We start from the raw sequence: 16,449 nt of genomic DNA on the forward strand, positions 1-16,449 counted from the left end.
CCACCTATCAATCAACAAGTGATCAACTCACCAGGTTGGTCCCCACAGGTGACACCTCCTTCAGCAGCGCCTGGAGCGTGGTTCCGCCCTGGGCACTTGGCAAATCGCCCAAGCGCGCGATCAGCGTCGAGACCGCGTATTGTCGATTCCCACCAAAACTGAGCTGGACCTCTCTGCGAGAATTGGAATCCGTCGCGTATATGTCACGGAGAATCACACTGTGCTCGCTGTTCGGATCAATGATCACCAAGTGTTCATCGACATGGCCCACCAGCAACTCGTCCGGCTCATCGAGCTCCCAGAACAACTTGCCGGGGATCGCCTCCCCTCCGGCCAATGACTGGCGGCAGTCGAGAATCACCGATTTGAGACGAAACCAGGCCGCCTTGGACAGACGGTAACTCACCGCTTCTTGGCCCATGCGCAGGACCAGGGTCGTGACATCGTCCGGTACTAGCGGCAGGAGATCGCGAATCTCCATCCCCTGGGCCTCGACAACCAGCACCTCGCCTTCACGCTGGACGTAACTGAGCGTTCCCACCTGTCCCGCGCCTGGAAAGGCCAGCAGTTTCCCGTTCTCGCTTTCGTGAAGCAATACGTTGGTCTGCCGCTGGGTTCCCAAGACCTCGTAGGACTGCGGGACGGCGGTCCTGGGAACCCGCACGATGCGCCCCGTTTCAGCGACAAACCATTTCAGGCTACCGGGCTCCTCCACCGTCAGTAGCGCGCTGCGCAGCGGCTGAGTCGCCAACTGCTCAAGCCCCTCGTGTTCCCGACCGCCTTGCAGGGCGACCCACTTCTGGGTGACGCCGATGATCCGTGCCGGCTCATGGGCAAGCAGCGCGACCACAATGCCTTCGAACGTGACGCCTCGCAGCCCCGGCCCTTCGACGGACAGTTCGGCAAACTGCCAAGGCCCCCACTGACGCTCCGCGACAGGTATCGCACCAGCCTGCAGCAACCGGGAACCTTGACCAAACGCGGCCTCCAATCCCTGCGGATCGATAAACGCCTGGCGGTAGACTCCACCCTTGGAAACATCGAACAGCCAGGCGGCTTCGCCATCGGGCGTTACGTTCAGCAGGCGGACTTCACTTGTCGGCCCCAAATCAGCCAGCAACAGCCTGTCACCGATATACCAGGCGCACAATTTGCCGTGCCCCTCGGCATTGCTCAGACCGACAACGGCAAACCGTTCAGCCGTGTACCGCCGAGCCAATGGCTGCAATGCGGACCACCAATGCGCCTGGTCCTTCAACCACTGTTCGTTTACCCCACCGAGCGTCGGAACACCTCGGCGGGTCAGGCTGAAAAACAGGCCATCAGACATCAGCATGACGTACCCGTCCTCGGTAGCAATGACATCCTGGAGCTTTTCGTCCTGTGTCCATCGGGTCGTCCAACTTGCCTTGCCCGCCACCACGGTCCGCTGCCTGAGGCACAATCGCTGGCTGCCTCGCTCATAGATCATGAAGATGTCGTCCTCCTCCGCCAGCGGCAGCAATGTCAGGTCGGTCATGTTCTTGATCGAGTCGGGCCAGCCGCGGTGATGCTTCGGTCTTGGCACGGGACGGATGATCAGGCGATCGCTGCGGCGAATCCAAGCCATGTCCCGGTCTGTGTCGTCGATCCTCCAGCAGATCGACACGAAGGGAGCCGGTTGCCAAGTAACGGTATCAAACGTGTGTTCACTGCCGAAGGAAGGTGAATAGACATAACCGTCGCCAAGCACGTGTGCCCAATCATCCAACAATTCGCTGGCGCTCAGGAGCGGTTCCAACTCGGCATCCAAATCCTTGATGATTGAACTGAGCAGCAATTGCCCCTCATGAATAACATAGGCCGCCTCGCAGACGTTGCCCTCGTGAGTCATTTGCTGCACGACGTGAACCACGCCCTGCGCGTCCGCCTCGATGCCTTTAATAACGGTAGTCGCACTCAGTGAACCCCAGAGCCAGTAGTGTCGGATCAACAACCCGGTGGTCGCGTCGACCTGCCAGATCCTCACATCCTGGGGGTTGTAGAACCAGGCATAACCACCCGCCACCGCCCCCAGTACCGCGTCATCGGCTCCCGGTATTTCATCGCGAATGTAAAGGAAGCGATCTTCCCGGGCGTCGTACCAAGCCGTAATGTATCGGGGCTCGCCGGGTTTCTCGAAAGGAACCTGGTAGTCGTGAACAAGTGTATAGGGCATTACCAGACAGTGCTGTCGAGCGAGGGACTTGAGGTGCTCCCTCAATGCTTGGCGATCCATGCCCGCTGGCACCGTATCTCCGACGACGTTGAGCTGCCTTGTGCCCAGATCCACCTGGAAGGTTCGTTGGTCGGCGGCCCGGAGCAGGACGTTATGGCGTCCCGTCCCGGTGAACGCCACTTGGACATCGCCTATGAACAACTTGCCGTAACGCTCGATCCGGATATCGCTTTGCTGAGCCCATGAGGCATCCAGCACCCAAGTTGAGTCCCGCGGTCGCGACGCATCGAGGGTCAGGCTCACCCCCGGATTGAGCAGCAGTGCGCATCGCTTGCCGGCCCCCTGGATCCGATAAGAGATTTTTCCGTGCCAACTGGCTGGCAGAACAGGCACCACCAGCGAGCGAGCGGTCTCGTCGAGCAATACTTCAATTGCGGTTGGGCGATAGTCCGGGTTGAAAAGACGATGGAGAATGTACTCGCTCGGAAACGAATAGAAAGAGAACAGAAACAGCCATCCGCCATCCGCTTTCTTTTTCTCCAGGCGCCGTGCAATGTCGAAACCGGTATCGTGCCGTCGGTTGGCAAACGGCAGCGCCTTGTATTCATAGCGATAGCAGGTTTGCGGTGTGCAGGGCAGCATGATGGCCTGGCCGGCGTCCGGTGTGAAGCGGACCCGACGTGGCAGGTTCAGCTCCCGACGGATGTCGATCGCCCGTTTGTAATCGTCAGTGAATGACGGCACACCGAAATGATCGTACAGCGGATAGAGCTTGGGGCTGTCCAGTACCACCAAGGCGTTGGTCAGATCCACGGTCTGGACGACCAGCGAGGGACGTGGCATCCAGGTGCCATGAGCGGTATTGAACTCATAGGCGTGAAGATGAGCGTTCGCCACCTCGTCGAAAAACAGCCCGACCTGCTTGGCCTCTTCGGCAATGACGGCGAACCCCTGGGCCACCGCCGCCACGCCCACCGCCAATCCTCCAAGTATCACCGAGGCACCGCCAAGCACCGCTCCCGCCGTCGTGGCGCCGGCAACATAAGCGCCGACCGACAATGCCAGGCTGGCCGAATCGAAAGCCAGTTGAGTACCGAACTGAGTCCGTTCAACTTCGTTTTGTGCCGTGGATAATTGATAAATGTCGAACCCGACATTCGCCAACTGCAGCAGCCCCCCTACCGCCTCGTTCAAACTGACCCCCACCGAGGCCTTGACCACAGGTGCGACCGTACGGGCGATCAACTTTTCTTCCGCCAGCGCCTGCCGGACCAATGTCACCAGCCCCGCGACATCCACGACGTTGCCATGCACCAGCTGCGCGTAATTGACATAGGCATGCAGCCGGACCGCCCAGCTGAGGCGACGGCCAGCGTCTTCCCGTCCCCGTAGGGCGTTCATCAGCGCTTGTACGGCAAAACCGGCATTCAAGGTATGGACGCTGCCCACTTCAGCGGGATCGCTTGAAACGGCAGAACGATTGGCCAAGACCGAAAACATCTCCGACAAGTAGCTTTTTATCCGCAGGAGCCGGTGGTCAGGCGTGTTTATCTTGATCGCTCGCTCGGGAAGGACGGGATCAATCATGGACATCCGGTACGACCCATCCGGCATGACCTCCAAGGTATCGAACAGCGGCACAAGGTCCGGGGGCAACGCGTTCGCCTGCTCCAAGTGGGTCGTCACCTCAGCGATCTGCTGCGCCAACCAATGGCCATCCAGTGCCGACAGGCAACTGCCGAGCCGAGGATTTTTCTGAAGTGATTGCCCTCGGGCACTGGCAATTCGCTGTTTCAAGGGGACGGACGACTGCCCAGGCACTGCGCCCGGCTTCAGCAGTCGCGAGACCTTTATTTCGCCCGGCAATGACAGGTCCGAGACCCGCGCGCCATCCAATTCGACCAGGTCAAAAGTTGGACGCGTCGCATCGCCAAACGCAGCGTAATAACGAGCCATGTCCTGCTCAAGGAAGAACTGATCCAGCGCCTGCTTGAACGCGGTCGAGTCTGCGAATTCAAATACGCCAAAATTCGGATCGTAGAAGTGATAGGTACCCCGCTCGCCTTCAAACGTCTTGGCCACCAGCATGGCGTGATTGTCCGAGTTGAGCATCAGCGTAGCGGTGGTGGTCCTGGCCTCCAGCGTCTGGATAACTTCGTTCAAGTCCGAGCGTGCCAGCGCGCTGCCCACATCAGCGACCTGCACGTCACGCAACGACTCCATCAGGCTCAGGAAAGACACCGAGTCGCTTGCCTCAGGCTCGATAACCCCGAGGAAAAATCGTTCTCGCAAGGTATTGGCCGCAGCCTTGTCCACCGACAGGGCAGCCGCCATCGCCAGGGCGAGGGGATAACAACGGCCGCCCACCCGGTCGCCCTCACCCTGAAGCAGCAGGTCCTGCGGCACGAGCTTGGCCGTGCCGGCTTCAAAAACATCCAGGACGGCACCCATGCGCTCGATGATCCCGACACGGTGCTCCAATCTCGCCGCCTGCTGGATCCGCGCCACATATTCGCCCAACTGGCGCAACGTCAGCGGCTTTTGCAGCGCGGCCCTCTTCAATGCCAGCGCTGTTTCGCCATGCTTCGATGGATAATCGGCCGCACTGGCGAGTCCGGTCAGGAAGGCGGGCGCCCGCTGCTGATATAACGCGCGCTCGATTGTCGCGTACTCCCCGGCGGTGCCCGATTTCCTGAAAATATTGACCAGGTTCTCCAGCCTCGGACGAGCCGCATCGAAAGTGCGGTTGTCCACCGCCTCGGCGCCGATCAACGCAGCCAGCAGCAGACGTTGCAAGGGACTCAACTGAGCGATGTCAAAATGATCTTCGGCGAGCCGGTTCAACAGCTCAGCGGTAGACAACTGTTGGGTCTGTGGATCGCTCAATGACGCAGGGGGCAACATGGCAGCGCTTTGGGCGAGGATCGACTGACGCTCATCAAAGCCCAGGGGGATTGCCTTCTTGAAGGTCACCACGCCGTTGTGGCCGCGATTCATCGCCTGCTTGAAGGGCTCACCCAACTCGTCGGCCAGGTGCTGCAAAAGGTCGGTGGACAACACGTGGCGTCCCTCGATCACTGGCCAGCCTTCGTCGAACTGCAGGGTGCGGTATTTGAGCAGCTCTGCCATCTCACCGGCATAACGGGCCTTGAACCGGCCTTCTTGCCAGCGTTTTTTCTCGTTTTCGAGCCACTGCCCGAGGTCGCTCTCGTTCTCCTTCCAGGAGTGATCCAGCTCCTCCTCGGTAGCCCGGTTGACAGTGGCAAAGTCCGGGATGGCAGCTGCCGCTTCCCACTTTTCAGCGATGCCAGGCGTGAAATGCGCTCTTTGATAAGCCCTCATCCCCTCGCGCATGGCGCTGGGGCCGGTCAGATAGATCGTCACTTCACTCTGGGGGCGAATGCCATCGCTGTAGTAGGTGGCGGCAGCCTCCACCAGGAAAGCCGCGGCCATTTCCACTTGCGGCGCCAGCTCATGAAAATCACCGAGCGCCTTCGTGGCCGCCTGCTGTGCAAGATGACTCATGGCCTTGACATCGGTCAGGGCAACGTTTTGCTCATCGGCCAGGCGCGCGGTGGCGTCGACGATTTCATAATTGAGCCGGAATCGATCGAGCACGGCCTGTAGCATCGCGGCCCCAGGGTGGGCCATCAGGAATGCGTTACTCAAGGAATTCCGTACGGCAACCGCTCGCAGTTCGTCCGGGCGCGCCAGACGCTCCACCGGCGTACGAAAAACACGGTCCAACCCAGGCTGGCTATTGGCGAAACGCTCAAGCGCCCCGCGATGCTCCGACGGGATCCTCTCAAAATAATTCGTGTATCGGCCACGCAACGCCTGCCGGCCAGGCATCCACTCGGGGTTTCGATCAAGCATCAACTGCAGCGCCCCCAGGCGCGCATCCGCCTGGAATTCACGGATGTCCAGCCCGCCCAACTTTTCCAACAAGGGCGGCAGGTTATCGACATCGGTGTAACTGCCGCCTTCGGCGAACAAGGCTTCGATGCGCACCACATCGGAGGCCGCGGCAAAGTTTCCGCGCAGGCTTATTTCACGCTCGTAGATGTCCTTCAACTGCAGGGGCGCTTCACCGTTGGCCAGGTCGCGCAGGGCCAGGTGATCTCCAGCCAGCGCCTGGAAGCTGAGCCGATGGGTGTTCCTCAGGGCCAACAGCCGAGCCTTATCCTGACCATAGGCCCGCACCAGCAAATCGATTCTCGCCTCATCGGCGCTGCCACCGTTTTCCACGGCCTTCTTGATATGCGCATACATCTGCTGTTTCAGAACGGTGGCGCGTTCTTCATAACGATCGCCCAGCGCCAACCCATCGACACTGCTCTCCCCGCCATGGCGCATGGCATCCGCCTTGGCGGCCTCGACGATAATCCGATTGGTTTCATAAGCCAGCAACGCATCGCTGTCATGCCAAAGGTTGAGACGATACCCCTCCGCGCCCATCACCTGTTTCCAGATATTGATGTAGTCACGCTGAATTGCCCCGACGCCACCGCCAAGCCAGACGAAATGCAAATTCTTCGGCACTTCGGTGGCGGGCTGTTTCAACTGCTCAATGCCGTTGGACAGGCGCGTTTCGAAGTGCTCTATGATGTTGTGGATCTGCGCAACGCCCCCGACCCCGGCCCCTCCGGGGCTCGACGATGGTTCCGTCGCACGACGCCGTCGGCTGGCGCCCTGCAAGGTTCCCAAGGCTTGCTTGAGCAAGCCCAGCGGCTCAAGCATTTGTGGGGAGTCCAACAAGGCAATGCAACCGAAGTAATACCGAAGCACCGCATCATAGATGTCAGTGCCTTTATACGAAATCAATACCCGTTCAAGATCCTTCAGCTTCAACAAACCCATAAAATCGACGTAGCTGTCCGTCGATGAAAACTTAGATTCACTCATTAACAACACATCCATTTATTGTAGATAACCAACCGGGGCGACTGGCCAGACCCTCTGGCAAACAACAAACATCAAACTTTGTTAACCCCCTCAGGAATAAAGTTATTCCCAAGCAAAGTTACACCCCTCAGAAAACACACTTAAGTTAAAAGCGAAAAAGAAAATAACCCACTTCATTATCAACACACAACCAACAAACCAGCCCGACAATTGCCAAATAAAACCACCGCCCCTGTTACGAGCCAAGCATTCATGCCGAATACTCCGGCTATTAAAATAACTTCATCACGTCAACTTAGGGTTTGTACGAAAATTCGCCGAGCGGCGATCAGGCAAGGCGAAAACAGGTGAGGAACGGCCGCGGTCGCGTTCGACTTGACTGGTTGTCAATGAGCATTCCGAGCCTGTTTTCAACGCAGCATGATCGTCGCGCAGGCACTTTTCGTACAAAGCCTAACAGGCGGCGCGCAATGGCCATGGCCATCGGAAATATCAAGTGACGGCGGTCCGAACAGACCGCCGGGTTCATCAAAGCGGTTTGTCGCCATACCAGCGCGGTGTGTAGACCCATTCCCCCCCTTCGGCGCGAGGAAATACGCAGGTCGTAGAAGAGCCGATCAGCACCATGGTGCGCATGTCGACCTGCCCTGGGGTCAGTTGCCCCAAGGTGGTGACGCGCAGGGTCTGGCCGGGCCGGCCGATATCGCGCCCCAAGACCACGGGTGTCTCGGGAGCCCGATGTTGCGCGACAATCTCCAGCGCCCGCCCCAATTGCCACGGGCGGGAACGCGAGATCGGGTTGTAGAACGCCAGGGCCAGGTCGGCTTCGGCTGCCAGGTCCAGGCGCTTCTCGATGATCGACCACGGCTTGAGATTGTCCGACAGCGACATCACGCAGAAATCATGCCCCAGCGGCGCGCCGGCTTGGGCAGCCGTGGCCAGGGAGGCCGAGACGCCCGGCAGGATCTGCAGGTCGACGCTGTGCCAGCGCGGATCGCTGGACTCATGCAGCGCTTCGAGTACCGCCGCCGCCATGGCAAATACGCCTGGGTCGCCTGAGGAAACCACCACGACGGATCGCCCCTGCGCGGCCAGCTCGAACGCATGTCGAGCGCGCTGCATCTCTTCACGATTGTCGGTGCAGTGTTGCACCTGGTCGGCACGCAAAGGCCCGGCCATCCGCACATAGGTTTCATAACCCAGCACGTCGGTGGCACGGTCAAGTTCGGCGCGTACGGCCGGCACCATCAGCTCGGCCGCGCCGGGCCCAAGGCCGATCACCGCCAAGCGCCCACGCGGGCGACCGATCCGTTGCGGATCGAGAGGTTGTGCGGCCACGGCGATGGCAACGTCGCCCGAGACCTGAGGGGATGCCCGATGGCAGATGGCATCGCCCAGCCACTGCGCCACACTGCCGTTGGCCGTAACGAAGCGCAGCGGCACGCCCAGGACCGACGCAGCTTGCTGCAACTCGGCGCGTGCCATGTCGCTGTCCGCCGCCAACAGGCACGCCACCGATTGCATCGCGAGTCCGGCCTGGGCCAGCGCTTGCTCGATGGAGGCCAACACATCCGTCGCGCCGGCGCTCACTGCGACCACGACACTGCGCGGATAAATGCGCAACTCGTTCGCCGCAGGCGCTCCTGCAGCACTGTCGATTCGGATCGCCAACCGTGCCTGCGCATCCTGCGGCAACTGCGCCTGCTCCAGCCACGGCGCCGCGCCTTCGATGCGCACCGGCTCACCGGCCAGCAAGTCGGAGACGAAGCGCTTGCCCTGCTCCAGGTCGCCGAGGCGGTAGCCGCTTGGCGGATTGAGCAGGCACGTGCCGAAACGCAATTCACCGCTGGTGGTGATCGCCGGGACGACTTGCAAAGCCGCTGCAACATCCCGGGCCATGACGTTCACGCCGCCCAGCCCGCCCAGCAACGGCACCACGGCGCTGCCATCCTCGGCCACCGCGAGCACCGGTGGCTCGGCGCCCTTCTCCAGCAGCAGCGGCGCCAAGCTGCGAATGACGATGCCTGCCGCGCACAGGGCGATGATCGGCATGTCTTGCTGATAGAGCGCGCGCAATGTCGCGCCGAATTCCGTGTATTGCCGGTCACTGCCCTCGACCCGACCGGCCAGGCCGTGGATCAAGGCTTCGGGATAACGCTGCTGGATTCGCCGGGCCGTTGCCAGGCTGCCCTGGCCAAGGATGACAATTGCCGCAACCGTTGACGTCATCCCTGCCACCGTTCGCCAGGGACAATGATCAGGGAGAAATACGGCGAAGACATCGGCTCGACTTCATCCAACGGCACGATTTTCTGGTTGGCCATGGTCGCGCGTTCGACGTACAGCGCCCGCCCATCCATGCCCAGCTCCTGGAGCACCTGGCGAACCTTGGGGAAATTGCGCCCCAGCTTCATGATGACGGCGGCGTCGGCGTCGGCCAGGCGGCGCTTGAGTTCTTCGTGGGGCAACACGCCCGAGAGCACCGACAGGCTCTGGTTGCGATAGACCAGCGGCGCACCCAGCACCGAGGCACCACCGAGCATCGAGCACACCCCCGGGATGACTTCGGCATCGTAGCGTTCGGCCAGACGATCATGCAGGTACATGTAGGAACCGTAGAAGAACGGATCGCCCTCGCAGATCACCGCCACGTCGCGCCCGGCATCCAGGTGCACGGCCAATTGCTCGGCAGCAGTGTCGTAGAAATCGGCGATCACCTCTTCATAGGACAGCGGCGCCGGCAGCGCTTCAGTGGTGACCGGGTAGACCAGCGGCAGCAACGTCTGCGCGTCCTGCAAATGGGCTTCGATGATGCCGAAGGCGTTGCCCTTCTTGCCCTTTGCGACGAAGTACGCCACCACGGGCGACTCGCGCAGCAGGCGCAAGGCCTTGACCGTAATCAGTTCCGGATCACCGGGGCCAACGCCGAGGCCGATCAGACGTCCAGGCTGCTGCATCATTCAATCTCCGTAGCGAGGGCGTTGACCGCGGCGGCGGCCATGGCGCTACCGCCCAGGCGGCCTTGCATGATCACGAACGGTACGCCACGGCTGTCAGCCGCCAGTGCCGCCTTGGATTCGGCGGCGCCGACAAAACCCACCGGGAAGCCGAGGATCAGCGCTGGTTTTGGCGCACCTGCGTCGAGCATTTCCAACAGGTAGAACAGCGCCGTCGGCGCGTTGCCGATGACCACGACGCTGCCTTCCAGATGCGGACGCCACAGTTCCAACGCCGCCGCCGAGCGGGTGTTGCCCAGCTCACGGGCCAACGCCGGCACACTGTCGTCGCGCAAGGTGCAGATCACCTCATTATTGGCTGGCAAACGGGCCCGGGTTACACCCTCGGACACCATCCGCGCGTCGCACAGGATCGGCGCACCGGCGGCCAGCGCCTGGCGTCCAGCCGTGCCCGCGCCTTCGGAAAACTGCAAGCCATCGACGGCCTCGACCATGCCGCACGCATGAATCACCCGCACCGCGAGTTTTTCCAGATCGGCCGGAATGCGCGCCAGGTTGGCTTCGGCGCGGATGATCGCGAAGGAGTTGCGATAGATCTCCTGACCGTCGCGGATGTAATCAAGCATCAAGGGGGCTCCGGGGATGAGCGCCGAGCCAGTGGTCGAGCGCTTCGATAGTCAGATTGTGTGCCTGCAACGCGCCGAAACCCGGCAGCGTGGCATCGCGAAAATACAGGTCGTAACGACCGGGGGCGACCGCCAGCAAGGTGACGGGCGCGACATGGGCCGCCGCGCAAGAGCGCGGGCAGCCGGAAAGATGGATCTTCAATGCCTGGCCTCGGCGTTGCAGTCCCTCGGCCAGTCGGCGGGCGTCGGCCTTGGTGTCGGCGAGGGCTTTGCCGCAGCCACTGGAACCGGTGCAGGCGATGAGTTGTGCGAGGGGCTGATCGGCCGAAACCAACAGACCCAGTGCTTGGAGCCGCGCCAGCACCTCATCGGCATTCTCAACGCGCACGTTTGGCAGCAACAGGCTTTGCCAGGGCGTGAAACGAAGACTGCCGTCACCCTTCTCCCGCGCCAATTGCGCCGCTCCTCGCAGCATTCCGGCATCGAGCCGGCCAAGGGCAGCCGCCGCGCCGACGTAGACGCGGCCGTCGTGCTGGGAATGAACACCGAGGTGCAGCCCATCGATGGACGCATCCCGCTGCCAATCCGGGCAAGCTTGCAGGAGCACACGGCCGGCCAGCCGGGCCATGAATTCATCCACGGGGAGCTCAGCCAGCAGGTCACGCATGCGGATCTGGTCCGGACGCGCCAAGTCTAGAAACAGCCCGAGCACCGCCACCACCAAGGCGTGCCCTTGGGCCAGGGGCACCCGGCCCGCGGGTCTATCCTGCGGGGTGCCGGCCAAGCCGAAGGCCAGCCAGGGCTCGCCGTCGCGGACCAGGGCCGACAGCCACAGGTCGTGGTGATGTTCGAGCATCGCCAGCGCTTCCCCACCGTCCAGTTGCACGGCGAACTTGGCCGACAACTCATGGAAACGTTCGTGGGTTTGCAAGGTGACGAGGATCTGCCCGGCCAATGGGCGGGTGTCGAACAGCATTCGCCGGTCAATTCCTGCCGACGGGCTGAGCATCAGGTTGCGCACGTCATCGCCGGACGGTTTGCGAGGACCAAGCCCGGCGGCCAGCAAGGGTTCGACCAGCGCGCCATGCTCAGGGCCGATCCCGCGGATTTGCAGGTTGGCCCGGTTGGTCGCCTCGATCACGCCACCGGCGAACCGCTCGGCCGCCGAGGCCACGGCATCGGCCTGATCCGCCAGGATGGAACCGCCATCGAGCTTGATCCGGCAGATTCCCCCGTCCAGCGCCTGGACGACACGTAGCAACCCCGGGCAACCGGAGGGGCGTACTACGCTGGAGGATGGACGTTCGTTCAAGGGAAAACCGGCAAGTTGAAGCGCCGCATCGGCGAAAGGTCGCCATTATGCCTGCTTTGCCAGGGGTCATGAAAAGCTTGCTGGTCGGATTGACGTGGGATTGCTCAAGAACACACGCGGCCTGATCCAATGATGTTGTCTGTATCGCCGCCTTCGCGAGCAAGCTCGCTCCCACAGTTTCGATCGGGGGGTGCGCAAACTCTGTATCCACCCCAAGCACCCTGTGGGGAGCTTGCTCGCGATAGCGGTCTGCCTGAAAAAATGAAGTCGGATGGACCGCCGCCTTCGCGAGCAAGCTCGCTCCCACAGTTTTGATCGGGGCGTGCGCAGACTCTGTATCCACCCCAAGCCCACTGTGGGAGCGAGCTTGCTCGCGATAGCGGTCTGCCTGAAAAAATGAAGTCGGATGGACCGCCGCCTTCGCGAGCAAGCTCGCTCCCACAGTTTCGATCGGGGGGGTGCGCAGACTCTGTATCCACCCCAAGCCCACTGTGGGAGCGAGCTTGCTCGCGATAGCGGTCTGCCTGAAAAAATGAAGTCGGATGGACCGCCGCCTTCGCGAGCAAGCTCGCTCCCACAGTTTCGATCGGGGGGTGCGCAAACTCTGTATCCACCCCAAGCCCCCTGTGGGAGCGAGCTTGCTCGCGATAGCGGTCTGCCTGAAAAAATGAAGTCGGATGGACCGCCGCCTTCGCGAGCAAGCTCGCTCCCACAGTTTTGATCGGGGCGTGCGCAGACTCTGTATCCACCCCAAGCCCACTGTGGGAGCGAGCTTGCTCGCGATAGCGGTCTGCCTGAAAAAATGAAGTCGGATGGACCGCCGCCTTCGCGAGCAAGCTCGCTCCCACAGTTTTGATCGGGGTGTGCGCAGACTCTGTATCCACCCCAAGCCCCCTGTGGGAGCGAGCTTGCTCGCGATAGCGGTCTGCCTGAAAAAATGAAGTCGGATGGACCGCCGCCTTCGCGAGCAAGCTCGCTCCCACAGTTTCGATCGGGGGGTGCGCAGACTCTGTATCCACCCCAAGCCCCCTGTGGGAGCGAGCTTGCTCGCGATAGCGGTCTGACTGTGACTATGACGTTGCGCCAGGCGCCTGATCCACCGGGGCGCGGTATGATGGCGGCCCGGTTCGCGGCTGCAAAAAGCCCGCAGAACAAACCCATCCATTCGAGGAACAGAGATGACCCCCTGGCTGACCGTAGTGGGCATCGGTGAAGACGGCTTCAAGGGCCTGGGCCGAACGGCTCGCCATGCCTTGCTGCAGGCGTCGCGGATCCTGGGCAGCGCTCGCCAGTTGGAATTGCTGCCGCTGTGTATCCGTGGCGAAAGGGAATTGTGGCCCAGCCCGTTCTCCCTGGAACCGCTGCTGGCTCGGCAGGGCGAACCCGTGTGCGTACTGGCAAGCGGCGATCCGATGTTCTATGGCGTCGGCGCCAGCCTGGCCAGACAGGTGCCGAGCGACCAGATGCTGATCGTCCCCGCACCGTCCTCCTGCTCACTCGCCGCGGCGCGCATGGGCTGGCCGCTGCAGGACGTGGTCACGCTGTCGCTGGTGGCCCGTCCCCTGGCGGCGCTCAATGTGCATTTATCCACAGGCGTGAGGCTGTTGTTGCTGAGCAATGATCGCCAGACCCCTGCCGCGGTGGCGGCGCTGCTGCGTGAGCGGGGATTCGGCCCAAGTGTCATGACCGTGCTGGAGCATCTTGGCGGAGCGGCCGAACGACGGATCGAAAGTACCGCGGCACAGTGGTCCGATGAGCCCGTCGCCGACCTGAACCTGATTGCCATCGAATGCAGGGCCGTACCATCGACGTCGCGGCTGTCCCGCCTGGCCGGTCTGCCGGACACCGCGTTCGAACATGACGGCCAGTTGACCAAACGCGACGTGCGCGCCATTACCCTGGCCCGCCTCGCCCCCACACCCGGCGAACTGCTCTGGGACGTCGGCGCCGGCAGCGGCTCCATCGGCATCGAATGGATGCGCGCCCATCCCAGCTGTCGGGCCCTGGCCATCGAAGCCGACGAAGGCCGCCAAGGCTTGATCGAACGCAACCGCGACACCCTCGGCGTTCCGGGCCTGCAACTGATTCGCGGCAGCGCCCCACAGGCGTTGGAAAACCTCGAACGGCCGGACGCGGTGTTCATCGGTGGTGGCGTCACCCGCGAAGGCGTGCTCGACGCCTGCTGGGCCCAACTCAAGCCCGGCGGCCGGCTCGTCGCCAATGCCGTGACCCTGCAAAGCGAAATGACCCTGATGCACTGGCGCGAACGTCACGGCGGCGAGCTGACCCGCATCCACATCGCCCAGGCGCAGCCGCTGGGCGAGTTCGACACCTGGCGCCAGGCCTTGCCGATTACCTTGCTGGACCTGGTGAAGCCTCTCGATGCGTGACGAAACCGCCGAACAACCCGCGCCCCTGCGCAGCGGCCTAACCACCGGCAGTTGCGCCACCGCCACCAGCCTGGCGGCGGCCCGCTTGCTGCTGCGCGGCACCGAGGCCGATGCCGTTGAAATCGTCTTGCCCAAGGGCAAGCACGTGCAGATGCGCCTGGAGTTCTGCCGATTGACCGAGCAAGGCGCCGAGGCCGGGACGATCAAGGACGCCGGCGATGACCCGGACGTGACCCACGGCGCCCTGTTGTTTTCCCAGGTGCGCTTGACCGTCGAGCCCGGCGTGCGTTTCGTCGCCGGGCGCGGCGTAGGCACGGTGACACGGCCGGGATTGGTGCTGGGCGTCGGTGAGCCGGCGATCAACCCGGTGCCACGCCAGATGATCAACGATCACCTCGCCCGCTTGGCCGAGGAAAGCGGCTACGCCGGAGGTTTCGAAGTCACCGTCAATGTCGAGGGCGGCGAAGCCCTGGCGCTGAAAACCATGAACCCGCGCCTGGGCATCCTCGGCGGCCTGTCGATCCTCGGCACCAGCGGCATCGTCCGGCCGTTTTCCTGCGCGGCGTACATCGCCTCGATCCACCAAGGCATCGACGTGGCGAAGACCAACGGCTACCTGCACATCGCCGCGTGCACCGGCAATGCCAGCGAGGACACCATGCGTCGGGTCTACAACCTGCCGGAAATCGCCCTGATCGAAATGGGCGATTTCGTCGGCGCCGTGCTCAAGCACGTGCGCAAGGTCCCGGTGGAAAAACTCAGCCTCTGCGGCGGCTTCGGCAAGATCAGCAAACTCGCCGCCGGCCACATGGACCTGCACAGCCGCCACTCGAGCATCGACCTGCCGCAACTGGCCGAATGGGCCGCCGCCATCGGTGCCGACGAACGTTTGCAGCAAGACATTCGCCAGGCCAACACCAGCCAACAAGCTTTGGCAATGGCCAGCGCCGCCGGCATCGCCCTCGGCGACGCGGTGTGCGAACACGCGCTGGCCTTCGCCCGCAGCGTGGTGCCGGCCCAGGTCCAGGTCGAAGTCTTCGCCATCGACCGCCAGGGCGGGATTGTCGGCCACGCCGCAGCCCTGCCATGAAGAGCCTTCTGATGAAACGTATCCTGCTGCTCGGTGGCGTCACCGAAGCCCTGGCCATCGCCCGCACGCTCGGCCCCCAGCACATCTACAGCCTGGCCGGCATCGGTCGCGTCCCCACCGACCTGACCTGCCAGGTGCGCGTCGGCGGCTACGGCGGCGCCGAAGGGCTGGCGCACTTCATCCGCGCCGAGGGCATCGACCTGCTGCTGGACGCCACCCACCCCTACGCCGCCCAGATCAGCCACAACGCCGCCCACGCGGCCCGTGCCTGCGCCATCCCCTGCTGGGCCCTGCGCCGCCCGGCCTGGCAACCCCAGGCCGGCGATGACTGGCGCGAAGTGGCCGACTGGAGCGAACTGATCCAGGCCCTGCACCCCTTCCACCGGCCCCTGTTCACCCTCGGGCGTGAGCCGTTGCAACACCTGGACGAAATCCCGCCAGAACAATTCTGGACCCTGCGGGCCCTGGACGTTTACCCCGGCAATGAGCGCTGCGAAGTGATTGGGGCCCGTGGTCCTTTTCATATCGAGAGCGAGCGTGAGCTGTTCGAACGACGGCGGATCGATGTGCTGGTGAGCAAGAACAGCGGCAGCACGGCGACTGAACCGAAGCTGGAGGTGGCGCGGGAGCGGGGGGTGCCGGTGTTGGTGTTGAAGCGGCCGGTGCTGGCGGGGGTGGATCGGGAGTTTGGGACGGTGGATGAGATCTTGCAGGGGCTGCGGCAGTTGGTCTGACAGAAACCTGCACCGTCCTACAAGCCTGTCCTGTAAGAACTACGTCAGCAGGCTACATCACCTTGCGTCGCTGCCTACAACTACGCCAGAATCCGCCGGCTTGTGCGCCTTGGAGGCTGTCGGTAACTTGATTCCCGTCACTGCCCTTCAGTGATCGGGTTTAGTCGCCCGAGGTTTTCAGCGGGTTCACAAGCTCCGTCAGTCAGGTATTTCATCCCTGCACTTGATGGTGGTTGTG

The 16,449-nt window shown here is 62.6% G+C and carries 8 protein-coding genes; 3 read left to right on the forward strand and 5 right to left on the reverse strand.

The annotated features are described in order from the left end of the window. Positions 1–22: 22 nt before the first annotated feature. The 5 genes from M8Q45_RS21485 to cobG all read right to left on the reverse strand — a co-directional run bounded on the left by M8Q45_RS21485 (position 23) and on the right by cobG (position 11,997). Positions 23–7,117 (reverse strand): TcdA/TcdB pore-forming domain-containing protein, encoded by a 7,095-nt coding sequence (locus M8Q45_RS21485; protein ID WP_349654632.1) that lies wholly within the window; start codon positions 7,115–7,117, stop codon positions 23–25. Between the two features lie 513 nt (positions 7,118–7,630). Continuing rightward, positions 7,631–9,331, reverse strand: a complete 1,701-nt coding sequence (cobJ, locus tag M8Q45_RS21490; protein ID WP_249876303.1) for a precorrin-3B C(17)-methyltransferase — start codon at positions 9,329–9,331, stop codon at positions 7,631–7,633. After that, the gene (locus M8Q45_RS21495; protein ID WP_249876304.1) at positions 9,328–10,062 is read right to left on the reverse strand and encodes a precorrin-2 C(20)-methyltransferase; all 735 of its coding nucleotides are present in this window, start codon (positions 10,060–10,062) and stop codon (positions 9,328–9,330) included. The genes cobJ and M8Q45_RS21495 overlap by 4 nt, the downstream gene beginning before the upstream one ends. Next, positions 10,059–10,685 carry a precorrin-8X methylmutase gene (locus M8Q45_RS21500; protein ID WP_249876305.1) on the reverse strand — a complete coding sequence of 209 codons (627 nt, stop codon included), beginning with the start codon at positions 10,683–10,685 and terminating at the stop codon, positions 10,059–10,061. Before M8Q45_RS21500 ends, M8Q45_RS21495 begins: the two co-directional genes overlap by 4 nt. Then, a complete protein-coding gene (gene cobG, locus M8Q45_RS21505; RefSeq protein WP_249876306.1) occupies positions 10,678–11,997 on the reverse strand; it encodes a precorrin-3B synthase in 1,320 nt (439 codons plus the stop codon). Before cobG ends, M8Q45_RS21500 begins: the two co-directional genes overlap by 8 nt. A 1,178-nt stretch (positions 11,998–13,175) precedes the next feature. On the opposite strand from cobG, the gene cbiE reads away from it, so the two are divergent. From cbiE to M8Q45_RS21520, 3 genes are read left to right on the forward strand one after another with little or no spacing between them, the layout of a single operon-like run. Next, a complete protein-coding gene (cbiE, locus tag M8Q45_RS21510) occupies positions 13,176–14,387 on the forward strand; it encodes a precorrin-6y C5,15-methyltransferase (decarboxylating) subunit CbiE (protein WP_249876307.1) in 1,212 nt (403 codons plus the stop codon). Then, positions 14,380–15,477: a cobalt-precorrin-5B (C(1))-methyltransferase gene (locus M8Q45_RS21515; protein WP_249876308.1), complete on the forward strand. Its 1,098-nt coding sequence runs from the start codon at positions 14,380–14,382 to the stop codon at positions 15,475–15,477. Before cbiE ends, M8Q45_RS21515 begins: the two co-directional genes overlap by 8 nt. Before the next feature lie 11 nt (positions 15,478–15,488). Further along, positions 15,489–16,211, forward strand: coding sequence for a cobalt-precorrin-6A reductase (locus tag M8Q45_RS21520; protein ID WP_249876309.1), 723 nt, complete (start codon positions 15,489–15,491; stop codon positions 16,209–16,211). Positions 16,212–16,449: the final 238 nt, after the last annotated feature.

Origin of the sequence: Pseudomonas sp. T1.Ur (genome assembly GCF_023516725.1) — a bacterium.
Lineage (GTDB): Bacteria > Pseudomonadota > Gammaproteobacteria > Pseudomonadales > Pseudomonadaceae > Aquipseudomonas > Aquipseudomonas alvandae.